Source organism: Streptomyces inusitatus, assembly GCF_014651115.1.
Lineage (GTDB): Bacteria > Actinomycetota > Actinomycetes > Streptomycetales > Streptomycetaceae > Streptomyces > Streptomyces amakusaensis.
Map to the genome: position 1 here is coordinate 139,197 of NZ_BMWG01000017.1, position 21,694 is coordinate 160,890.

General features: G+C 68.9%; 15 protein-coding genes. 11 read left to right on the forward strand and 4 right to left on the reverse strand.

What is annotated here, in order from left to right:
• Nucleotides 1-175: 175 nt before the first annotated feature.
• The 7 genes from eccB to IE247_RS23660 all read left to right on the forward strand — a co-directional run bounded on the left by eccB (nt 176) and on the right by IE247_RS23660 (nt 7,635).
• The gene (gene eccB / locus IE247_RS23630; RefSeq protein WP_190125254.1) at nt 176-1,705 is read left to right on the forward strand and encodes a type VII secretion protein EccB; all 1,530 of its coding nucleotides are present in this window, start codon (nt 176-178) and stop codon (nt 1,703-1,705) included.
• Entirely contained in the window at nt 1,702-2,964 is a 1,263-nt protein-coding gene (gene mycP / locus IE247_RS23635; RefSeq protein WP_190125255.1) for a type VII secretion-associated serine protease mycosin, read from the forward strand. Before eccB ends, mycP begins: the two co-directional genes overlap by 4 nt.
• A 245-nt stretch (nt 2,965-3,209) precedes the next feature.
• Entirely contained in the window at nt 3,210-3,701 is a 492-nt protein-coding gene (locus IE247_RS23640; RefSeq protein WP_190125256.1) for a DUF2563 family protein, read from the forward strand.
• A gap of 5 nt (nt 3,702-3,706) precedes the next feature.
• Nucleotides 3,707-5,524 (forward strand): hypothetical protein, encoded by a 1,818-nt coding sequence (locus IE247_RS23645; RefSeq protein WP_190125257.1) that lies wholly within the window; start codon nt 3,707-3,709, stop codon nt 5,522-5,524.
• Between the two features lie 26 nt (nt 5,525-5,550).
• On the forward strand, nt 5,551-6,816 hold the full coding sequence (locus IE247_RS23650) for a S8 family serine peptidase (protein WP_190125258.1): 1,266 nt from the start codon (nt 5,551-5,553) through the stop codon (nt 6,814-6,816).
• A 79-nt stretch (nt 6,817-6,895) separates the two neighbouring features.
• Nucleotides 6,896-7,258, forward strand: coding sequence for a WXG100 family type VII secretion target (locus tag IE247_RS23655; protein WP_190125259.1), 363 nt, complete (start codon nt 6,896-6,898; stop codon nt 7,256-7,258).
• Nucleotides 7,259-7,335: 77 nt separating this feature from the next.
• Nucleotides 7,336-7,635 carry a WXG100 family type VII secretion target gene (locus IE247_RS23660; protein WP_190125260.1) on the forward strand — a complete coding sequence of 100 codons (300 nt, stop codon included), beginning with the start codon at nt 7,336-7,338 and terminating at the stop codon, nt 7,633-7,635.
• Nucleotides 7,636-7,742: 107 nt separating this feature from the next.
• Here IE247_RS23660 and IE247_RS23665 read toward each other — a convergent pair whose 3' ends face one another.
• The 4 genes from IE247_RS23665 to eccCa form a co-directional block, all read right to left on the reverse strand.
• A complete protein-coding gene (locus IE247_RS23665; RefSeq protein WP_190125261.1) occupies nt 7,743-8,330 on the reverse strand; it encodes a hypothetical protein in 588 nt (195 codons plus the stop codon).
• A gap of 22 nt (nt 8,331-8,352) precedes the next feature.
• Nucleotides 8,353-10,644 (reverse strand): DUF6571 family protein, encoded by a 2,292-nt coding sequence (locus IE247_RS23670; RefSeq protein WP_190125262.1) that lies wholly within the window; start codon nt 10,642-10,644, stop codon nt 8,353-8,355.
• Nucleotides 10,644-11,138 carry a hypothetical protein gene (locus IE247_RS23675; protein WP_190125263.1) on the reverse strand — a complete coding sequence of 165 codons (495 nt, stop codon included), beginning with the start codon at nt 11,136-11,138 and terminating at the stop codon, nt 10,644-10,646. Before IE247_RS23675 ends, IE247_RS23670 begins: the two co-directional genes overlap by 1 nt.
• 190 nt (nt 11,139-11,328) lie before the next feature.
• Nucleotides 11,329-15,297: a type VII secretion protein EccCa gene (gene eccCa, locus IE247_RS23680; protein ID WP_190125264.1), complete on the reverse strand. Its 3,969-nt coding sequence runs from the start codon at nt 15,295-15,297 to the stop codon at nt 11,329-11,331.
• A 381-nt stretch (nt 15,298-15,678) separates the two neighbouring features.
• Here eccCa and eccD point away from each other — a divergent pair, with 381 nt between their 5' ends.
• The 4 genes from eccD (at nt 15,679) to IE247_RS23700 (ending at nt 21,688) form a co-directional block, all read left to right on the forward strand.
• Nucleotides 15,679-17,178, forward strand: a complete 1,500-nt coding sequence (eccD, locus tag IE247_RS23685) for a type VII secretion integral membrane protein EccD (protein WP_190125265.1) — start codon at nt 15,679-15,681, stop codon at nt 17,176-17,178.
• 206 nt (nt 17,179-17,384) lie between these two features.
• Nucleotides 17,385-17,675 (forward strand): 30S ribosomal protein S15, encoded by a 291-nt coding sequence (gene rpsO, locus IE247_RS23690; RefSeq protein WP_093600212.1) that lies wholly within the window; start codon nt 17,385-17,387, stop codon nt 17,673-17,675.
• Between the two features lie 417 nt (nt 17,676-18,092).
• The gene (locus IE247_RS23695) at nt 18,093-20,312 is read left to right on the forward strand and encodes a polyribonucleotide nucleotidyltransferase (RefSeq protein WP_190125266.1); all 2,220 of its coding nucleotides are present in this window, start codon (nt 18,093-18,095) and stop codon (nt 20,310-20,312) included.
• Nucleotides 20,309-21,688 carry a M16 family metallopeptidase gene (locus tag IE247_RS23700; protein WP_190125267.1) on the forward strand — a complete coding sequence of 460 codons (1,380 nt, stop codon included), beginning with the start codon at nt 20,309-20,311 and terminating at the stop codon, nt 21,686-21,688. Before IE247_RS23695 ends, IE247_RS23700 begins: the two co-directional genes overlap by 4 nt.
• Nucleotides 21,689-21,694: the final 6 nt, after the last annotated feature.

The window sequence follows — 21,694 nt, forward strand, 5'->3', positions numbered from 1 at the left end:
CGTTGCCCCCTTGTGTCCGTAACTGCCAAATTCCTATGGGCGTTGACCGGGCGATCACCCTACCTGAGCAGTAAGCCGTCGGCCCCAGCAGGCATAGTAGGAGGGCGGTACGAGCGCCGGCCCCTCTCGGTGAGGTTGAGCCTGGCAGCCCAGCGGGGAGAGGGACAGCGGACAGATGGCATCACGTCGGGACGAACTCAACGCGTACACCTTCGCCAAACGGAGGCTGATCGCACAGTTCTTGCAGCCCAGCACCACCGGCTCGGAGGAGGGCGCGCCGCGTCCCCTGCGCGCCGTGGTCCCCGGCGCGATCGTCGGCGTGGTCATTCTCGCGGGGTTCGCGGCCTGGGGGATGTTCAAGCCGGTGGCTCCCAAGGGCTGGAACGACCCCGGTGAGAACGTCATCATCGCCAGTAAATCCACCACGCGATATGTGGTGTTGAAGACGGACGGCAAGGTGCAGCTGCATCCCGTTCTGAATATGTCGTCGGCAAAACTCCTCCTCAACGCCGACAAAGGAAAAGTCATCAATGTAGATGAATCGGTGCTCGACAAGGGCGATATTCCGCACGGCGCGACCTTGGGAATTCCCTACGCCCCCGACCGCCTCCCCTCCGCCAAGGAGGCGGGCTCGGCCAAGCGCTGGGCCGTGTGCGAGCGCCCGGGAGCGGGCGGCCGGTCCATCGAGAAGGCGGCCTTCGTGCTCGCCGAGCGCGAGCGGGACAAGACCGACGGCGCGGGCCGGCTGAGCGGCGGGGAACTGCTCTTCGTGGAGGGCCCGGACAAGGTCCGGTACGTCGTGGACGCGGCGGGCAGGGCGTATCCACTGGCCCCCGGGGAACGGCTGCTGCGCCAGATCGCCGACCAGGGCCGGGTGCCGCAGCGGGTCTCCGCCGCCTGGCTGGCGACCCTGCGCGAGGGCGACACCATCGACTTCCCCGAGATCGGCGCCGTCCCGGGCTCGGACGCCGGCATCCCCAGCGGCGACCTGGAACCCGCCCTGAACAAGGTCGGCATGGTCCTGGAGGCGAGCGCCGGGACCAAGGACCAGAAGTACGTGGTCCTCCCGGGCCGGGTGGCCCCCGTCTCGGACTTCACCGCGAAGCTCCTCCTCAACAGCGAGAAACTGGTCCCCCTCGGCCAGGACGGCAAGGCCGAGCGCCTCAGCGGCGGCGCCTTCCGGCCGGGCGAGCCCTTCAACCAGGAGAAGCGCTGGCCGCAGCTGCTCCCCGAGCCCGTCAACTCCGCGAGCGAGGGCAAGGGCAGCCGTAACACGGTGTGCAACGTCCTGCGCGGCGTCGACCCGGACAGCGGCTCGACGACCCTCAGCACCTGGGCGGGCGCGGACTTCCCCGCCACCCTGCCGGTCGGGTCGAGCAGCGCGTACGTCACTCCCGGCTCCGGCCAGCTGTTCCGCCAGTTCACGGGCTCCCGTACGGACACCGGATTCCTCTTCCTGGTCACCGACACCGGGCTGCGCTACGCGATGCAGTCCAACGGCGACAGCGCCGCGGACTCCTCCGGCATCGGCTCCTCCGGCACGAAGGAAGAGAGGGAGGCCCGCCGTCAGGAGGCCCAGCTGGCGCAGATCCAGCTCGGCTACAAGGACGTCGTCCCGCTGCCGGTGCCCGCCGCCTGGTCCGCGTTCCTGCCGACCGGCCCCCGGCTCTCGACCGGCTCCGCGAGCCAGCCGCAGGGCTCATGAGGACGCCGTGCGGGCCCCTGCGCCCGGCCCCGCCCTCCCGTCGGCTGTTCGCGGTGGCCGCCGCCACCGCCGTCGGCTGCCTCGGGCTGCCCGTGCCGTCCGCCGTCGCCGACACACCGGGCCAGTGCGGTTATCCCGGCGAGATGTACCAGGGGCGGCCCTGGGCGCTGCAACGGGTGCTGCTGGACGAGCTGTGGAAGCAGTCCACCGGCGAAGGCGTCCGGGTCGCGGTCATCGACACGGGCGTCGACATCAAGAACCCCCAGCTCAAAGGCGCGGTGGACGCCAAGAGCGGGCTGAATCTGATGCCCGAGAACCTCAAGGACGCCAACGGGAACAAGGTCGAGCGCGGCGCGGAGAACGGCACCACGGACACCGTGGGCCACGGCACCAAGGTCGCCGGCATCATCGCCGCCCGCCCCATGGACGGCACGGGCTTCTCCGGCCTCGCCCCCAAGGCCACGATCATCCCCATCCAGCAGAACGACGCCGAGGGCAACGGCACCGCCGTCTCCCTCGCCAAGGCCATCGACGAGGCCGTGGAGCGGGACGCCGGAGTCATCAACATCTCCCAGGACACCGCGAAGGCCGTCGAGCCCACCCCCCTGCTGAAGCAGGCCGTCGACCGGGCGCTGGCCGAGGGCGTCGTCGTCGTCGCCTCCGCCGGCAACGACGGTCAGGGCGGAAACGTCAAGAAGACCTATCCCGCGTCGTACGAGGGCGTCCTGGCGGTCGCCTCCTCCGACCGCAACAACGAGCGCGCCGCGTTCTCCCAGTCCGGCGATTTCGTCGACGTCGCCGCCCCGGGCGTGGACATCATCACCACGGTCCCCGGCGGGGGCCACTGCGCCGACAACGGCACCAGCTTCTCCGCCCCCTACGTCGCCGCCGTCGCCGCCCTCATCAAGAGCAAGCACAAGAACTGGACCCCCCGGCAGATCACCGCCCAGATCCAGCAGACCGCCGAACGGTCCACCTCGGACCACGACCGCCTGGTCGGCTGGGGAGTGGTCGACCCCGTACGCGCCCTCACCGAGGACGACAAACCCATCGAGCGCCCCGTCGCCCGCGAGGGCCTCACCCGGGCCGAGCCCCCCACCCCGCCCGAAGTCCATCTCGGCGAGACCCCCGAGGAGCGCGACACCCGGCTCGCCACCTATGTGGTGGTCGGCGGCGGCGTGCTGGTGGCCGCCATCGGAGGCAGCGCGGTGGCCCTGAGAGACGCCCGCAGACGTCCGGGCCGCGCCACAGGACGCTGACGCCGCTGCCGTCGTTCTCGTCACTCACGTCGTTCTCGTCACTCACGTACACGGAACGCACACGACCGGGTCGGCCAACGACTCGTATGCTCCACGGTTCTTCACATAAGGAAGCCGCCCATCGGATAAGACGCTTGGGGCTGTCATAGGCAGTGACTAGAGTGGGGCCCGGTTGATCGCCGGTGGTCGAATTCCGCCGCGATCGAACGAGGGACAGCAGTGGCAAACGGGGAGGGACGGGCATCGTGCTCGATGCGGAGAGCGGCGGAGTCGGAGGCTCCGGAGGCGGGAGTGATCTGGAGCGCGGTGTTGACGCGCTGAAGAAGTTCCACGGTCAAGTCACCGCGCTTCTCAGGGATTTCGAGGGCGGCGAGGGCGGCAGCACCAAGGTCGCCGAACAGCGCGTCTCACGAGGGTCCTTCAGCGGCGCCCAATTGGCATTCGCCGAAGCGGACGGCTTCTTCACCCAGTACAACCGCGTCCACCGGGAGCTGGTCTCCCTTTCGAAAACGCTCGGCGACCAGATCGAGATGCTGACCATCGGCGTCCACGCCGCCGACGTCGGCTTCGACAACGTGGAGGAGGACATGCGCCTCCGCTTCCACGCGATCCAGTCCAGCGTGGAGCAGGAACGCACGGTCCGCGAGGCACAGCGGCCCACCACCCCTGCGGAGAAGAGCGCGGAGCGCGAACCGGCACGCGACAACGACACCGCCCTTCCGACGGACTTGGGGTAACGCCGATGAGCGACGCCAACACCAACCAGCCCCCTGCCCACGAGCAGCAGCAGGCCGCCGACAGCGCCCTGATCCACACCCGATACGGCGCGACCAACGCCGCCGAGCGCGCCGCCGCCATCCTCGAAAAGTTCGGCATCGGCAACGGCTCCGGCCCCGGCGGCTTCTTCGGCAAGACCGACTTCGAGTCCGCCCGCCTCAACGCCATGCTCGACCTCCTCGACTCCGCCAACCCCACCGACCTCGAAAACGCCGGCCACGCCCTCCAAAGCGCCACCAAGGCCCTCAACCGCGCCGCCAAGGAACTCGACTCCTTCGTCAAGGCCACCGACTGGAAGGGCGAATCCGGCGACGAATTCCGCCGCTTCGGCAGCGAACTCGCCCGCTACGCCGGCGACCTCGGCACCTTCGCCAACACCGTCGGCACCCAAATGAAGGTCGCCAGCGAAGGCCTCACCTCCGTCCGCAACTCCAAGCCCCCCCGCGACGCCCGCGCCGACCCGAAGAAGCCCGACGCCTTCCCACCGTCCGAACGCAAGGACGACAACCCCGAGTACAAGGCTGCGGTGAAGGCCGAGAAGGACCGCCAGGAAGCGATCAACCAGATGAACCGTCTGGCGTCGTTCTACGCGGTTTCGGAGCAGACGCTGGCGGGGCAGGAGCCGCCGAGGCTGCCCAAGATGCTTGATGCGGCGGTGCCACGGCCCGAAGGGGGGAGGAGGCCGCCGACCGGTTCATCGAATGCCGAAGCAGCGGATGCCACCGGCTCACGTGCCTTGGCGCGAGGAACACAGGCCCCTGACGAGGCACGTGTCTCTTCGGCGGACCCCGTTGCCTGGTCGCCGCAAGCTCTGCCACCTTCTTCGGCATCTTCGCCGCTGTCACCCTCCGCCCCGGCTCCGGACACATCGATGAAGATCGACAGCGTCACGGCACCCCCGGCGCCGACCACTACTGCCCCTGCGACTTCTCCGGGAGTCCCCGGAGGCCCTGCCACCACGCAGACGCCACCAGTGATCGCAGGTGCGCCGAGCCCGGTCCAGAGCAAGGTCGCCCAGGCGAAGGGGGCTTCAGCAGCGCCCAAGCCGGGTGTCGCTCCGAGCGCCACCGCCGGCGGTCGGCCGGGAGCGGTCGGAGGTGCTCCAGCGGCCAGGTACGCCGAGGGCGCACGTCCCGGGGTGATGGGAGCAGGTACGGCAACACCGGCTGGGGGAGGCACCGCAGCCGGTCGAGCAGGGGCCGCCAGTCCCATCGCCGGTGGTTCGCCAGCTGCTGGACGCGCCGGAGCCGCAGGAGGGGCAGCGCAGCCCCCGATGGCGGGCGGAGCGGCAGGCGCGGCGGGCCAGGCCGGCATGGCAGGACGCGCCGGCGCGGGGCCCTCAGCCGGAATGGGAGCCGGACGCGCGAACGGCATTGTGGGGGGTACCCCTCAGCGCGCCGTCGGCGGTTCCGCCGGTCCGCGCATTCCCCGAGGAACCGTCATCGGCGGGGAGGCGACGGCAGCCGGTCGTCCCTCTGCGGCGAGGCCGAGCCAGTCGGGAGTCATCGGTGCGGGGCCTGTGAACGGCTCTGCCCAGTCCGGCGGTCGTGGTACGCCGAGCGCCAACGGAATCGTCGGCACTCCCCGTAGCGGTGGTGCCGCACCCCGGTCGGCCGCCGGTGGTGGGTTCACCACTGGTGGTGCCGGTCTCGTCGGCCGCCGGAGTCGGCAGCAGTCCGAGGAGGAGCAGGAGCGGTCAGCCTCGGCCCGGCCGGACTATCTGACGGAAGACGAAGAGACATGGGCGGTTCGGCGGCGGGCCGTCCCACCAGTGATCGACTAGGCACGGCGGAAGGTTCGGAAGCCAGGATGACGGCAGGGATGAGCCAGGCCCGAAAGTACGGCGATGCGCACCTCCTGCGGCGTAGCGTGCTCTGCGCTGTGGCTGCGGTTGGGGCCTGGGCAGTAGGCGTCGCAGGTGTTGCACCAGCAGCCGCGGCGGCGGAGAACGTACGGTCGAAACAGTGGTACCTGGATGCCATGAACGCCGAGAAGGTCTGGAGGACTGCCGCAGGCGAGGGCATCAAGATCGCCGTCGTTGACTCAGGCGTCAACTCGTCCACGCCTTCCTTGAAGGGCCAGGTGCTCAAGGGGTTCGACGCCACAGGCGCGGTCGGTGAAGAGACCGATGACTACAGCGGCCACGGGACGACCATGGCTGAACTGATCGCAGGTACTGGGCAGGGGGGCGGGCTGCACGGACTTGCCCCCAAGGCGAAGATCATTCCATTCCGTATCGCCTTCGAGGAATTCGAGAAGAAGTACAAGACAGAGCCACAGGACAGCGCTGCGGCCATTCGGGCCGCAGCGGACAGTGATGCTCACATCATCAGTATGTCCTTCGGTAGCGAGTTCTTGGAAGCTGGAGAGCTGAAGGCGGTCAAATACGCCGAGAGCAAGGGGAAGTTGCTCTTTGCTGCTGCGGGAAACAGTGGTAACGGGGAAAATAAAGCAGAATATCCGGCGCAGTATCCAGAGGTCGTGGGCGTCGCTGCCTCTGCTCCCGAGGGGCAGACCGCCGACTACTCTCAGAGCGGGGATTTTGTTGACCTCGCCGCGCCAGGCAGTGACATCCCCTACTGGTGTGATGCCACCTTCAAGAGCTACTGCGACGGCGACGGCGGCACCAGCGCCGCCACCGCCATCGCCTCCGCCTCCGCCGCCCTCATCTGGTCCGCCAACCCCGACTGGACCGCCAACCAGGTTCTTCGGGTGATGTTCGAGAGCGCCGGCAAGGGCAAGGACGGCAATAAGAAGGGGCTCAGCAACTTCTACGGGCACGGTGTCGTCCGGCCGGGGGCCCACATCAACAGAGGGCTCGGAAAGCCGGGTGATCCGGATGTCAGCCCGTTGACGAACAAGAGGACGAGCGGATCTTCCGCGTCGCCGACCGCTTCCGCACCGGGTACGTCACAACCTCCGAAGGGCGAGTCCAGCGAGGCTCCCGCAGTGGCAAGCTCCAGCGGGAAGTCCGAGGACGGAAACGGAACGGGGCTCATCCTCGGCGGGGTCGCGGTCGTCGTCGTCCTCGCCGGAGGCGGCTTCCTCCTGGCCCGCCGCCGTCGCAACGCCTGAGCGTGCGACGGCGCGCTCAGGAACCATCACGATCCACCGCACCGAGTACGAATGAACGCAGGGAAGGGAAGACCGATACATGTCAGTTCAGAAGGTCGGCGATGAGGGCCTCAAGAGTCTCCAAGACGAGATCACGGCGAACTTCGAGGACGTCAAGGGCCAGCTCCAGCAGCTCCACGGTGTGATCGACAGCCTGGAAGGCAGCTGGAAGGGCATTGGTCACGGGGCCTTCGACGCGAAGCAGGCCGAGATCAACCAGGGCATGGTGCGCATCGCCAAGATGCTGATCCACTTCCAGGAGGCGATCCAGGTCACCCGCACCACCGCCACCAACACCGATGACGACGTCCGTGCGGCCCTTCAGGGCGTCGACGTCACCCCCGGCTTCACCGGCGACGCCGGTGCGACCCGGTCGGCGACCTCGAACATCAGCGGTTACTGACCGCTCTGCCGGCTGAAGCGCTCGGCCGGTTCCGGACACAGACTCAGCAACAGACACAAACGGCATTCGGAGGACTCATGGCGGACAACGCCGGCGGCAACCTGGTCGTCACATACGCCTCGCTCGACCAGGCGGCCGCGACCATCGACAAGCAGGCCGATCGCCTGGACAAGAGCCTCGACGCCATCCAGGCCAAGATCCGCAGCATCTCCAGCACCTTCGAGGGTGAGGCCGCGACGGCCGCGGACAACTACCACAAGCAGTGGGACAAAGAGACGCGGATGATCCACACCGCGCTCAAGGGCATCGCCCGCGCCGTGCGCGAGGCGGCCCCGGCCTACCAGGCCGGTGACCGGAAGGCCGCGGGCTACTTCTAAGCGGCGATCGCTGAGGATCAGCTACAGGGTGGGCGTGCGCGGGAGACGCCCACCCTGTCTCCCGTCCTGGTATCCGCGCCCGCCCTTGCGGGATACCGACGCGCCCATCAAGACTTCGAGGCGTTGCAACCCGCAGATTTGCCCACCGATGTGGCGTAGGCGGTGATGAGTTTCTTCGTCTCCGACTCCTTCGCCTTCAGATCCCCGAAGATGACAATGGTCGCGAAGAGCGTGTAGTCGTGTTTGCGCTTAGGGTCCTTGGGCTCGGGGCAGTGAACTCGGGCGACGCCTCCCTTGGTGGACCAGGCGTAACGCCGGTCTTTCGTCAACTTCGAGTCGAGTCTGATGCCCCCGCCATACCACAAAGAGGAAACGTCCAGAACTGTGGTGGAGCTCTCCCGCCAGACCTTCCGCACCGACAGCGCGGACACGCCGTCCACGAGGATGTGACAGCCTTCAACTCCGATTAGCTTCGTCTCTTCTTTTGTAGAGATTTTCCGGCCGGGTGGTAGTGCGGGTTCCAGAAGGTTTGGCTCGATGGGGTTATCGCAGAGAACGTTTGGCACTGTGTAGGATTTGGCGGCTTCCGGCTCGGGGGCAGTGCATGCGGAGGTGGGCAGAACGAGCAGTGCTGCCACGGGCAGCATGAAGGCAGGTTTCATCCTCTGTTGAACTGCCCTCTTGAAGCTCTTCATCTTGACTCCGTAGGCGTTGTGATCAAGGCTGAATTTCGGTGGTCAGATCATCCGACATTTGCCGGGCGTTGGTCGAAGCATGCGAGAAGCCATCCTCCGAGCTGCTGAGAGCCCAGTCCGCCACGGCATCGGCGTAATCTGCGTTATGAGCCTTGGCCGCATTAATCGCGGCTTCCTGCGCTGAGCGAGTGCCGCTGTCTACGCTCGCTTCCCATAGCTTGCCCGCCTCCTTGCCCGCGTTCTTGAGGACATCCGTCTCGGACTGCTGGAACAGACCTTCAAGAACAACGCCGCTGACCGTCGCCGCGACACCGCCGGCCACAGCCCCGCCGATCGGGGAGGCGATGAAGCTCACGCCGACGCCCACGCCCGTGCCGATCGCGCCTGACCAGGCGTTCTTCTGTTGCGCCACTGAATCCTGGAAATCTTTCGCCGCTTGTCCGGCCGGGCTCGTGATTTCTTCTTGGCGGCCGATGGCCAGGGTGCCTCCGATCTCGCCGGAGTTTCGTGAGATGGCTTCCACGATGTTCTCGGGTGAGTCCGAGTACCGCTGGTTCTCCGGGAGGTTGGGGTTCAGGTGGTAGTCCATCAAGTTCGCCATGTAGGACATCTGACCCAGCTCCACCGCGGCGTATCCCTCGGGGCTCTGTCCCAAGGTGATCAGGAGACGCGTGACCTCGTTGTGAGGCAGGTCTGCCTGTACTCCCGCGACGGGGAAGAGCAGGTTGGTCTTCCCATGAGTGTCGTTCGCGGCGGCGCGGCTGATGTCCGGCAGGTATTCGGCGGTGATCTGCCCGATGCTGTCGGACATATGACTGTGCTTGGTCAGCCGCTCTCCGTCCTCGGCGATGGACTTCACCAGCTGTTCCATGAGACGCGCCTGCTCCGCGTTGTGCGGTGGAGTGTCCCGGGTGGGCAGTTCGCCCGCGGGGTGGCCGGTGGTGGCGGCTTCCAGGGCGCGGGCGAGGTTGTCGCGGCCTGAGTGGCTGTCTTTGCCCTTCGGGTCCTCGGCGTGGGGCCAGTCACGCTCTTCGAAGAGGTACTCGAAGTTGGTGAGGTCGGCCTTGACCGTTTTATCGCCGTCTTTCTCCGTGAAGTCGTGGTCCTCGTCCTTGGAGACGTAGGTGTCGCCGAAGAAGGCGGTCGCGGCGCCGGGGCTGTTCGACAGCGCGGCCAGAAAGCCCGTGAACGGGTCCGAGCCGAGGTCGGTGCCGTCGCGGTTCAGCTGGGGGTTGAGGGGGATGTCGTTCCAGAGGGGCAGGCTGTGCTTGCCGTTGCGGGTCAGTTCCTTGTCGGTTTTGATCAGTTCTCTGCCGTAGCTCTTGAGGAACTGATCGTCGTAGTTTCCCCAGCGCATCAGGTTGCTCATGACCTGGAATCCGAGGGCGGAGTTGGTTCTGGAGACGGTCTGGCCGCCGAGCTGGGTCATGTCGTGTTTCCACTCGGACATCGACCGGGTGTCGCTCTGGGTGGCGTTCGCGAGGGTGAGGCTGAGGTTTTTCTGGAGCTCGTCGAGTTGATCCCGATGGGCGCGGACTTCGTAGGCGTAGCGGGGATCGGTGAGGTTGGCCCAGAAGTCCAGGGTTCCCTTGGCTCCCAGCCGGGAGGCGAAGTGCTCCGCGAAGAGTTCGTCGCCCGAGTGCTTCTTCAGGCCGGCGTTGAGTGCGGCGAAGTCCTCGGCGCTGAGGTCGTCGGGGCTCTTCTTCGCGAGGGCGGAGAGCTTCTCCGCCTCCTTGAGGGCGTTCGCCCCGGTGTCGCGGTCGGCGTACCGGGCGCCGGAGAAGCCGTGGTCGGTCTGGTCCACCAGGGCCTTGAGGAGCTGTGCGGCCGAGGTGTCGATCTCGGTGGCCCTGTCGAGGATGCTCTGGATCTCGTCGCGCAGTGCGGTGACGTCGTCCGGGGAACGGTCGGGCAAGGAGGTTCCCTTGGCGGCCCGGTCGGGGTGGATGTTCATGGTGACGGTGAAGCCGCCCCCGCCGCCGGGGGCCACCGTCAGGTTCTTCGCCGTTCCCCGCTCGATCGCCTCGCCGAGCTTGCGGTGCCAGTCCTTCAGCTCGTCGCGGGTGTCCTTGAGGATGTTCCGTAAAGATGTGGCCTGAGTCCGGGCGTCGGCGAACTCGGCTGCCGTTCTGCCGATGAACTCGCGGGAGACGGTGGCGTTCACCCCGGTCCAGTTCGCTTTCTCGGCCCGGCCGCGTAACCCCTCCCGGGCTTCCCTCTCCAGAGTTTCCAGATGGGTGACCGTCGTCGTCCAGTCGGTGATCGCCTCGTCGAGCAGCGCGAAGTTCGCGAAGCGCAGCGCTTCCAGGTCCATCAGTTCCCGTCCTTGCCCTTCGCGTCCTTCTCGGCGTACGCCGGATTCTTCGCGCCCGCCGGGGCGTACGACTCGTCGAATCCCTGGTCGAGGGTGTTGATGCTGCTCATGCTCCGCCGGATCCAGTGGTCGTCGTCCTGGTGGATCCTGCCGCTGACGTCCATGTGGTTGGAGATGTGGGCGCAGGCGTCCAGCAGCGAACCGAGCTGCTTCTCCCAGCGGTTCGAGACGTGCTTGAGCGCGCCGCCCAGGGCGAACCCCTGGCCCGAGAGGTCCCCCGCCGCCCTGTCGGTGGTGGGAACGGCGACGCGGCCCTCTTTCCGGAGCCGTTCGTAGAGTGTGTGGGCCTCGTTGCCGACCGCCGCCAGGTCCGTTTGGGAGACGTGGAGGTCGCCCTCCGCGACATGGTCCACGGGCACCCCGTTGAGCCGGGTGCCCGTGGCGTTCCGCTCGGCCGCCGAGGCCTTGAGCCGTTCCCACTCGTCCCATGCCATGCCTGGAGGACCCCTTCGCCGTACCCATGGGCAGGGCGGTACTCCACCGGCACCCCCGTCGCCCGACTCGTCGGACAAGCCTATTGACGCGAAGCAAGGGCTGAGGGGGAGTTCACAGGATCCACATGACCCGCGAGACTCCCCCTCGGCGCTTATTACCTGCCTCCGTACGTACGTATCGTCAGATCCGTCAGATCTGCTCGTCCGGCGGCATCAGCCCCGTCTGCACCAGCGGATTCCCCCGCTGCCGGGAGACGAAGACACCTCGGCCGGCGGGCATCGGCCGCATGCGCACACCGCCGAGGATGTCGCCCTCCTGCGGGTCGCCGGAGAGCAGCACGCCCTGCGCGCCGAGTTCCGTCATCCGCTGCATGAAGGGCTCGTACGCGGCGCGGCTGGCGCCCGCGGAGCTGCGGGCGATGATGAAGCGGACGCCGACGTCACGGGCGAAGGGCAGCAGCTCGGTGAGCTTGCTCAGCGGGTTGCCGCTGGAGGTGGACACCAGGTCGTAGTCGTCGACGACGACGAACACGGACGGGCCCCGCCACCAGCTGCGGTCCCGCAGCTGCTGGGCCGTGACATCGGCCGCCGGGGTGCGCCGCTGCATCAGGTCGAAGAGGGCGTCCACATGGTGGTCCATGTTGTTGGACATGGGGACGTACTCGGCCAGATGCGTCGGCGGGGTGACGTCCAGCAGCCCGCGACGGTTGTCGATCACGAAGAACTTGCAGGCGTCGCCCTCGTACCGGCGGCTCAGCTGGGTGATGAGGAGACGCAGGAGATTCGACTTCCCCGACTCGCTCTCGCCGAAGACCAGGAAGAAGGGATCGCGCTCGAAATTGGCGAAGACCGGCTCCAGGTTGTTCTCGTCGATGGCGAAGGCGACCCCGCGCCTCGGGTCGGCCGAGCCCGGGGGCAGGTGCCCGGCGGGCAGCTCGCGCGGCAGCAGCCGCACCTGGGGCGCGCCGGGGGCCGTCCAGTGACGGCTGACCTCCTGGTTCATCGCGGAGGTGGCCTCGGAGAGATCGCCTGCGGAACTCATTCCGTCGATCCTGGGGACCGCCGCCATGAAGTGCAGCTTCTCCGGTGTCAGCCCGCGCCCCGGGACTCCGGTCGGCACATTGACGGCCGCCTTCCGGTCCAGTTCGGAGTCCATGGTGTCGCCGAGCCGCAGTTCGAGCCGGTTCATCAGATGGTCCTTGAGGTTGGCGCGCACCTCCATGGAGCGGGAGGCCGTCAGGACCAGATGGATGCCGTAGCCCAGCCCGCGCGCCGCGATCTCCAGGACGGCGGGCTCCAGGCCCTCGTAGTCGGAGCGGAAGTTGCCCCAGCCGTCGATGAGCAGGAAGACGTCTCCCCAGGGCTGCTCCGCCGCCGAGATCTCGCCGCGCGCCCGCATCCTGCGGAAGGTGGCGATGGAGTCGATGCCCGCACTGCGGAAGTACTCCTCGCGGCGCGCGAGGATCCCGTACACCTCGGCGACCGTCCGCCGTACCCGCTCGGGGTCGAGCCGGGAGGCCACCCCGCCGACATGCGGGAGACCGGCGGTCGCGGAGAGCCCGCCGCCGCCGAAGTCGAGCCCGTAGAACTGCACCTCCTGCGGGGTGTGGGTCAGCGCGAAACCGGAGACGAGCGTGCGCAGCAGGGTCGATTTGCCCGACTGCGGGCCGCCGACGATCTGCATATGACCGGCCGCGCCGGAGAAGTCCCGGTACAGGGTGTCGCGGCGCTGCTCGAACGGCTTGTCCACCACGCCCAGCGGCACGACCAGCCGGCCGGCCCCCTCGTACCCGGGCTGGGTGAGCCCCCGGCCGGGCACGTTCGCGAGCCCCGGCAGCAGCTCGTCCAGCGGCGGGGGATTGTCCAGCGGCGGCAGCCACACCTGGTGCGCCTCGGCCCCCCGGCCCTCCAGCCGGCGTACGACCACGTCGAGTACGGAGTCGGCCAGGGCGTCGTCCTCGGCGGCGCGCGCGTCCGGCACGGAGGGACCGGGCGCGGGCGCGGCGTACCGCACCGGCACCGGCGCGGCGGTGAACGGCACCGGCCTGCGGTCCACCGGGAGCGGCCCGCCCGAGGCGGCCCGGTGGGCGCCCGCGCGGTAGACCCCGGAGACGTAGGCGGCCTTGAACCGCACCATCTCGTCCGTGCCGTACTTCAGATACCCCGAACCGGGGACGTTCGGCAGCGTATAGGCGTCCGGTACGCCCAGCGCCGCCCGCGACTCGGCCGCGGAGAAGGTGCGCAGACCGATCCGGTACGAGAGGTAGGTCTCCAGGCCGCGCAGCCTGCCCTCCTCCAGCCGCTGGGAGGCCAGCAGCAGATGGACCCCGAGGGACCGGCCGATCCGGCCGATCTGCACGAACATCTCGATGAAGTCGGGCATGGCGGTCAGCAGCTCGCTGAACTCGTCGATGACCAGCACCAGCGAGGGGATGGGCTGGAGGGGCGCGCCCGCCGCCCGGGCCTTCTCGTAGTCGTGGATGTTGGCGTAGTTGCCCGCGTCGCGGAGCATCTCCTGCCGCCGGTTCAGCTCACCGCGGATGGAGTCGCCCATCCGGTCCACCAGCGTCAGATCGTCCGCCAGGTTGGTGATCACCGCGGCCACGTGCGGCATCTGCGACATTCCGGCGAAGGTCGCGCCGCCCTTGAAGTCCGCGAGGACGAAGTTGAGCGTCTCCGAGGAGTGGGTGACGGCGAGGCCGAGCACCAGCGTCCGCAGCAGCTCCGACTTGCCGGAACCGGTCGCGCCCACGCACAGGCCGTGCGGGCCCATGCCCTCCTGCGCGGCCTCCTTGAGGTCCAGCATCACCGGCGCGCCGTCCTCGCCGACGCCGATGGGGACGCGCAGCCGCTCCGACTGGGACCGGGGCCGCCAGGTGCGGCTGACGTCGACCGAGGCCGCGTCCCCCAGATTCAGCAGATCGGTGAAGTCCAGATTGGCCAGCAGCGGCTGGTCGTCGTCGCCGCCGGTGCCCACCCGCAGCGGAGCGAGCTGGCGGGCCAGCGCCTCGGCCGCCGGCGGGCTGAGCAGGTCGGGCACCCCGTCGTAGACCAGCCCGTGCCCCGACTCCAGCCGCAGCGCGTCGGGCTGGACGGTGATGGACAGACCGCCGCGCGGCCCCGTCGCCTCACCCGGGACGACCTCGATGACCGTCACCCCCTGAAGTCCCTCGGCGGCGGCCAGCGCGGAACCGGCGGGAACGGACCGGCCGTCGAGGATCACCACCACATGCGGCTGGTCCAGCAGGGGATTCCCGCCGAACCGGGGCCGCTCCTCCAGCAGCGCCGCCAGCATCTCGTCCAGCTCGTGCGCGTCCGTCGTGATCAGACGGCGGCTGCCCGCGCCGTCGCCCGGCCCAGGGGCCTGCACATGCGGAAGCCACTTCGCCCACTCCCAGTGCGGCGCGGCGTCCGGCCCGGCGGCGACCGCGACGACCAGATCCTCGGGGGAGTGCAGCGAGACGAGCGAGCCCGTCAACGACCGGGCGGTGGCCCGTACCGACTCGGTCTCACCGCTGATCGTCAGATGGTAGAAAGCGCGCAGCGACACGGCCATCGGCAGCCCGTCGAGCGTGCCGTGCGCCGTCAGGAACTGGCGCATCGCCCCCGCCGTCAGCGGCTCCAGCTCGTCCACCGGCGCGGTCTCGGGGGCGATCAGCGGAGTGGCGAGCTGCTGGCTGCCGAGCCCGATGCGCACCTGTCCGAAGTCGGCGTCGCCGATGCGCCGTTCCCACAGCCGGCTGCCCTCCGCCACCAGCGCCCACAGCTGCTCGGGCGACGGATGCAGATAGAACTGGGCGTCGCGCTGGAGACGCGCGGTGCGCAGCACGCCCCGCCGGGTCTGCGTCAGATACTTCAGATAGTCCCGGCGCAGATCGGCCAGTTCGCCCTGGGTGCCCCGCCGATGGCGGACCAGCATCGCGATGGCCATGGCTATCGTCGACGCGATCATGATCATTCCCATGATCCGCATGATCGGATTCGGCGTGATGAAGAAGAAGACGACCGAACCGCCCATGCCCAGCATCGGCAACAGCTGCATCAGCGCGCCCTCCTGCTGCCCTCGCGGCAGCTCGGGAGGGGGTTGCAGCTGCACGTGCTCGCCGGGCACCTCGGAAGGCAGGGCCCGTGGTGGCCGCTTGACGACGATCTGACTCACAAGCTCACCAATTCCCTTGCCGGACGGAAATGTTCCTATCGGCGCCCCCGTGGCGACGGGCTCCGTCCGCGGGGACGGATCCTACTTGCGGCGGCGCGCCGGGGCGGGCGGTAGGGTGGCGCGACGCGTTCGCGAACCGGCTGAACCGCCGTGAGAAGCGCCGCGGGAAACGCGAATCGGCGGTGCGGCACAGCTCGGCGTGCGGCACAGCGTTGAACACCGTGCGGACCGTACGAACCGCGGCGCGGTGCGGACCGCGTTGCGAAACCAGCAGTGCGGGATCCAGTTCGAACCGTGTCGCGACCGCGGACGGATCCGCGGGAGAGTTCCAGAGTTGTCAGAGATGTTGTCAGAGATCACGAGGGGATGCAGCAGGTGAGCATGACGGCCCGAGCGGCGGCCACCGGAGCCGGCCACACCGGACAGGCGACCTCGTCCGGCGGCGGAACCGGCTTCTGCCGGGTGACCGTCGTCGCCCCCGACAGCCGCGTCGACGTCGCCCTCCCCGAGGACATCGCCGTCGCCGACCTCTACCCGGAGATCCTCCGGCTCTCCGGCCAGAGCCCCGCCCCCGGCGCCCCCGTCGGCTACCACCTGGTCCGCCGCGACGGCACCGTCCTCGACGGCGCTCGCACGCTCGGCGCGCAGCGCATCCTCGACGGCGAGCTGCTCTCCCTGCGTCCCTTCGCCGAATCCCTGCCCCCCGCCGTCTTCGACGACGTCACCGACGCCGTCGCCACCGCCGTCGCCCGCGACCGCACCCTGTGGAGCGACGCGCTGATGCGCGGGGCCGGCCTCTTCGGCGGCGCGACCCTGCTCCTGCTGCTCGCCTTCGTCCTGTGGTCCTTGGCCCCCGGCCACGACACCAACGGCCTCCAGGGCATCCTGGCCGCCGTCGCCGGAGTGCTGCTCCTCGCCCTCGCCTGCGTACGCGCACGGGTGTACGACGACCGGGCGTCGGCCGTCGCCCTGGGCATCGGCGCGATGGCCAACGCGGCCGTCGCCGGATCCGGACTGCTGCCGCCCGCCGACGGACAGGGCGTCGGCCGGCTCCACTTCCTGCTCGCCTGCGCCGCCGTGCTGGTGGTCGCCGTGATCCTCACCATCGTCGCCCCCGGCGGCGACGGCCCCTTCGTCGCCTTCGTCCTCGCCGCCGCCATCGGGGTCCTCGCGGCCTTCCTCGCGATCGCCTACCGGCTGAGCCCCGCCGAGACCGCCGCCCTCTGCGCCCCCCTCGCCGTCGGAGCCCTCGCCTTCCTGCCCGGCCTCTCCACCCGCTTCGCCCGGCTGCCCATCGGCTTCGACCCTCCCCGCACCACCATCGGCGACTACGGATCCGAACCCGAGCCCCAGGGCCCCGTCGACGCCCGCCGCATCGCCGCCCAGGCCCGCCGCGGCCACGAACTGCTCGTCGGCCTCGTCGGCGGCTGCGCGCTGGTCGCCGTGGGATCCGCCGCCGTCCTCGGCTTCTCCGACAGCGTCTGGGCACAGCTCCTCGCCCTCGCCACCGGGGTGTCCATGCTGATGCGGGCCCACCTCTTCCGCTACACCGCCCAGGTCGGCTGCTCGCTCGCCGCCGGCCTCGGCTCGCTGCTCCTGCTCGGCCTCGGCCTCTGCCTCAACCCGCCGGAGGCCCTGATGCGCGCAGCCCTCCGCGGCGACAGCTCCGGCCTCGACATCCGTACGGTCTGGCTCGCCGCTGCCGTCGCCCTCGTCGCCGCCCTGATCACCGCCGTCGGACTGATCGTCCCGCGCACCGGAGTCACCCCCTTCTGGGGCCGCTTCCTGGAGATCGCCGAGACCTGCGTACTGCTCACCCTCATCCCGCTGACCCTCGCGGTCTTCGACGTCTACCACGCGATCCGCGCCACCACTTCCTGAGCGTGTGCTCCTGAGCGCGCGCGACGGCCGCCGGGGGAGCCCGCCGGAGGGACTGGTACGCTGGGTGACGGCCGTTTGTGTACGCGTTCCCGGGATGTCCTGGGAGCTGCGCCCATCGGACCTTCGCCTCCGAGTCACGGAAGCTCCCCTGAGTAACAGACCAGGGGCACTCGTGGGCGCGTAGAACACCACAAGAGGAGTACCGAGTGTCTCTCGACGCCGCTACCAAGAAGCAGATCATGACCGAGTTCGGCACCAAGGAGGGCGACACCGGCTCCCCCGAGGTCCAGGTCGCCATGCTCTCGCGCCGTATCTCGGACCTGACCGAGCACCTCAAGACCCACAAGCACGACCACCACTCCCGCCGTGGTCTGCTGATCCTCGTCGGCCAGCGCCGCCGCCTTCTCCAGTACCTGGCCAAGAAGGACATCCAGCGCTTCCGTGCCCTGGTCGACCGCCTCGGCATCCGCCGCGGTGCGGCCGGCGGCGCCAAGTAAAACGCCGTGGAGGGAGCGGTTCCCACTGAACAGGGGGCCGCTCCCTTTTGCTGTACACGGCGTATTCGCTGTACACGGTGTACGGAATGTGCGCCGCGTACACGATGTACGCCGCGTACACGCTGTACAGACAGTCACGGCCCGGCCGCACCCGGTGCGACCGCGTGACCCGCTGTACGTGCGCGACACACCGGACGGCAATTAGTCTGGTCGCACACAGAGCAGTACCGAACGACACAATGCACCACTGAACGAGTGAGAAGCCGACTCGCCGCCGCCGGTCCTCGGTAGTGGCTCCCGGAGCGGACAACCCCGGGTGCTTCGATCGAAGACCGGCCCAGTACGAGAGCTTCTCCGCAGGTCCTCCCGCCACACGGGCGAGGGGACGAAAGACGCAAAGTAACGGAGAAAACGCTAGTGGAGAACGAGACCCACTACGCCGAGGCCGTCATTGACAACGGCACCTTCGGCACCCGCACCATCCGCTTCGAGACGGGCCGCCTGGCCAAGCAGGCCGCCGGCTCCGCCGTGGCGTACCTGGACGACGACACCATGGTGCTGTCGGCCACCACCGCCTCCAAGAAGCCCAAGGACCAGCTCGACTTCTTCCCCCTCACGGTGGACGTCGAGGAGCGGCAGTACGCGGCCGGCAAGATCCCCGGCTCCTTCTTCCGCCGCGAGGGCCGGCCCTCCGAGGACGCGATCCTCACCTGCCGCCTGATCGACCGCCCGCTGCGCCCCTCCTTCAAGAAGGGCCTGCGCAACGAGATCCAGATCGTTGAGACGATCATGGCGCTCAACCCCGACCACCTGTACGACGTGGTTGCGATCAACGCCGCCTCCTGCTCCACGCAGCTGGCCGGCCTGCCCTTCTCGGGCCCGATCGGCGGCACCCGTGTCGCGCTGATCAAGGGCCAGTGGGTCGGCTTCCCGACCCACACCGAGCTGGAGGACGCCGTCTTCGACATGGTCGTCGCCGGCCGGGTCCTCGACGACGGCGATGTCGCGATCATGATGGTCGAGGCCGAGGCCACCACGAAGACCATCCAGCTCGTCAAGGACGGCGCCGAGGCCCCCACCGAGGAGGTCGTCGCCGCCGGTCTTGAGGCCGCGAAGCCCTTCATCAAGGCGCTCTGCAAGGCCCAGTCCGACCTCGCCGCCAAGGCCGCCAAGCCCGAGGGCGAGTTCCCGGTCTTCCTGGACTACCAGGACGACGTCTACGACGCGCTGTCCTCGGCCGTCAAGGGCGAGCTGGCCCAGGCGCTCACCATCGCGGGCAAGCAGGACCGCGAGGCCGAGCTGGACCGCGTCAAGGAGCTGGCCGCCGAGAAGCTCCTCCCGGCCTTCGAGGGCCGCGAGAAGGAGATCTCCGCCGCCTACCGCTCGCTGACCAAGAACCTGGTGCGCGAGCGCGTCATCAAGGACAAGGTCCGCATCGACGGCCGCGGCGTCACGGACATCCGTACGCTCGCCGCCGAGGTCGAGGCCATCCCGCGCGTGCACGGCTCCGCGCTGTTCGAGCGTGGCGAGACCCAGATCCTGGGCGTCACCACCCTGAACATGCTCCGCATGGAGCAGCAGCTGGACACCCTCTCCCCGGTGACCCGCAAGCGCTACATGCACAACTACAACTTCCCGCCCTACTCCGTCGGCGAGACCGGCCGCGTCGGTTCGCCGAAGCGCCGCGAGATCGGCCACGGCGCGCTCGCCGAGCGCGCCATCGTGCCGGTGCTGCCGACGCGCGAGGAGTTCCCGTACGCGATCCGTCAGGTCTCCGAGGCCCTCGGCTCCAACGGCTCCACCTCCATGGGCTCGGTCTGCGCCTCCACCATGTCGCTGCTGAACGCCGGTGTGCCGCTGAAGGCCCCCGTCGCCGGTATCGCCATGGGTCTGATCTCCCAGGAGATCGACGGCAAGACGCACTACGTCGCCCTCACCGACATCCTCGGTGCGGAGGACGCCTTCGGCGACATGGACTTCAAGGTCGCCGGCACCAAGGAGTTCGTCACCGCCCTCCAGCTCGACACCAAGCTCGACGGCATCCCGGCCTCCGTCCTGGCCGCCGCCCTCAAGCAGGCCCGTGACGCCCGCCTCCACATCCTCGACGTGATGATGGAAGCGATCGACACGCCGGACGAGATGTCCCCCAACGCCCCGCGGATCATCACCGTCAAGATCCCCGTGGACAAGATCGGCGAGGTCATCGGCCCCAAGGGCAAGATGATCAACCAGATCCAGGAGGACACCGGCGCCGAGATCACGATCGAGGACGACGGCACCATCTACATCGGTGCCGCCGACGGCCCGGCCGCCGAGGCCGCCCGCGCCACGATCAACAGCATCGCCAACCCGACGATGCCGGAGGTCGGCGAGCGCTACCTGGGTACGGTCGTCAAGACCACCACCTTCGGCGCCTTCGTCTCCCTGCTCCCGGGCAAGGACGGCCTGCTGCACATCTCGCAGATCCGCAAGCTCGCCGGTGGCAAGCGCGTGGAGAACGTCGAGGACGTGCTCGCGGTCGGCTCCAAGGTCCAGGTGGAGATCGCGGAGATCGACTCCCGCGGCAAGCTCTCCCTGATCCCCGTGATCGACGGCGAGGCCGCCGGCGACGACACGAAGGACGACGCTGCCAAGTGACGTCGCGCAGTCCCCGAGCGACGGCCCGCGCCTCTGGGAAGGCGCGGCCCATCGCCCGTACCCAAACACTTCTCCAGGGCGAGAACGGCATCGGCACGGTCCGTCGCACCACCCTCCCCGGTGGCCTGCGCATCGTCACCGAGACCCTGCCGTCCGTACGCTCCGCCACCTTCGGCATCTGGGCCCACGTCGGCTCCCGTGACGAGACGCCGTCCCTCAACGGCGCCACGCACTATCTGGAGCACCTCCTCTTCAAGGGCACCGAGCGCCGCTCCGCCCTCGACATCTCCTCCGCGATCGACGCGGTCGGCGGCGAGATGAACGCCTTCACGGCGAAGGAGTACACCTGCTACTACGCCCGGGTGCTCGACACCGATCTGCCGCTCGCCATCGACGTCGTCTGCGACATGCTCACCGGTTCGCTGATCCTCCAGGAGGACGTGGACGCCGAGCGCGGGGTGATCCTCGAAGAGATCGCCATGACCGAGGACGACCCGGGCGACTGTGTGCACGACCTCTTCGCGCACACCATGTTCGGCGACACCCCCCTCGGCCGCCCGGTCCTCGGCACCGTCGACACCGTCAACGCCCTGACCGCCGAGCGCGTCCGCCGCTTCTACCAGAAGCACTACGACCCGACCCATCTGGTCGTCGCCGCCGCGGGCAATGTCGACCACGCCACCGTCGTACGCCAGGTCCGCCGCGCCTTCGAGAAGGCCGGCGCGCTGACCCGTACAGACGCCGTCCCGCTCGAACCCCGCGACGGCCGCCGCTCGGTGCGCACCGCGGGCCGGGTCGAACTCCAGAACCGCAAGACCGAGCAGGCCCATGTCGTCCTCGGCATGCCCGGCCTCGCCCGCACCGACGAGCGCCGCTGGGCGCTCGGCGTGCTGAACACCGCCCTCGGCGGCGGCATGTCCTCCCGTCTCTTCCAGGAGGTACGGGAGAAGCGCGGCCTCGCCTACAGCGTGTACTCGTACACCTCGGGCTTCGCCGACTGCGGACTCTTCGGCGTCTACGCGGGCTGCCGGCCCAGCCAGGTCCACGACGTCCTCAAGATCTGCCGGGACGAACTGGACAAGGTCGCCTCCGACGGCCTCACGGACGACGAGATCCGCCGGGCCATCGGCCAGCTCTCCGGCTCCACCGTGCTCGGCCTGGAGGACACCGGCGCGCTGATGAACCGTATCGGCAAGAGCGAACTGTGCTGGGGAACCCAGATGTCGGTGGACTCCATGCTCGCCAGGATCGCGGCCGTCACCCCCGACGAGGTACGCGAGGTCGCGGCCGACGTCCTCGGCCACCGTCCCTCGCTCGCGGTCATCGGCCCGCTCAAGGACCGCCAGGCCGACCGCCTCCACGAGACGGTCTCCTGAACAATC

Coding starts and splice junctions, on each gene's coding strand:
- IE247_RS23665 (WP_190125261.1), bottom strand. CDS start 8,330: ATGAAGAGCTTCAAGAGGGCAGTTCAACAGAGGATGAAACCTGCCTTC.
- IE247_RS23675 (WP_190125263.1), bottom strand. CDS start 11,138: ATGGCATGGGACGAGTGGGAACGGCTCAAGGCCTCGGCGGCCGAGCGG.
- IE247_RS23655 (WP_190125259.1), top strand. CDS start 6,896: ATGTCAGTTCAGAAGGTCGGCGATGAGGGCCTCAAGAGTCTCCAAGAC.
- IE247_RS23670 (WP_190125262.1), bottom strand. CDS start 10,644: ATGGACCTGGAAGCGCTGCGCTTCGCGAACTTCGCGCTGCTCGACGAG.
- IE247_RS23650 (WP_190125258.1), top strand. CDS start 5,551: ATGACGGCAGGGATGAGCCAGGCCCGAAAGTACGGCGATGCGCACCTC.
- mycP (WP_190125255.1), top strand. CDS start 1,702: ATGAGGACGCCGTGCGGGCCCCTGCGCCCGGCCCCGCCCTCCCGTCGG.
- eccB (WP_190125254.1), top strand. CDS start 176: ATGGCATCACGTCGGGACGAACTCAACGCGTACACCTTCGCCAAACGG.
- IE247_RS23645 (WP_190125257.1), top strand. CDS start 3,707: ATGAGCGACGCCAACACCAACCAGCCCCCTGCCCACGAGCAGCAGCAG.
- eccD (WP_190125265.1), top strand. CDS start 15,679: ATGACGGCCCGAGCGGCGGCCACCGGAGCCGGCCACACCGGACAGGCG.
- IE247_RS23660 (WP_190125260.1), top strand. CDS start 7,336: ATGGCGGACAACGCCGGCGGCAACCTGGTCGTCACATACGCCTCGCTC.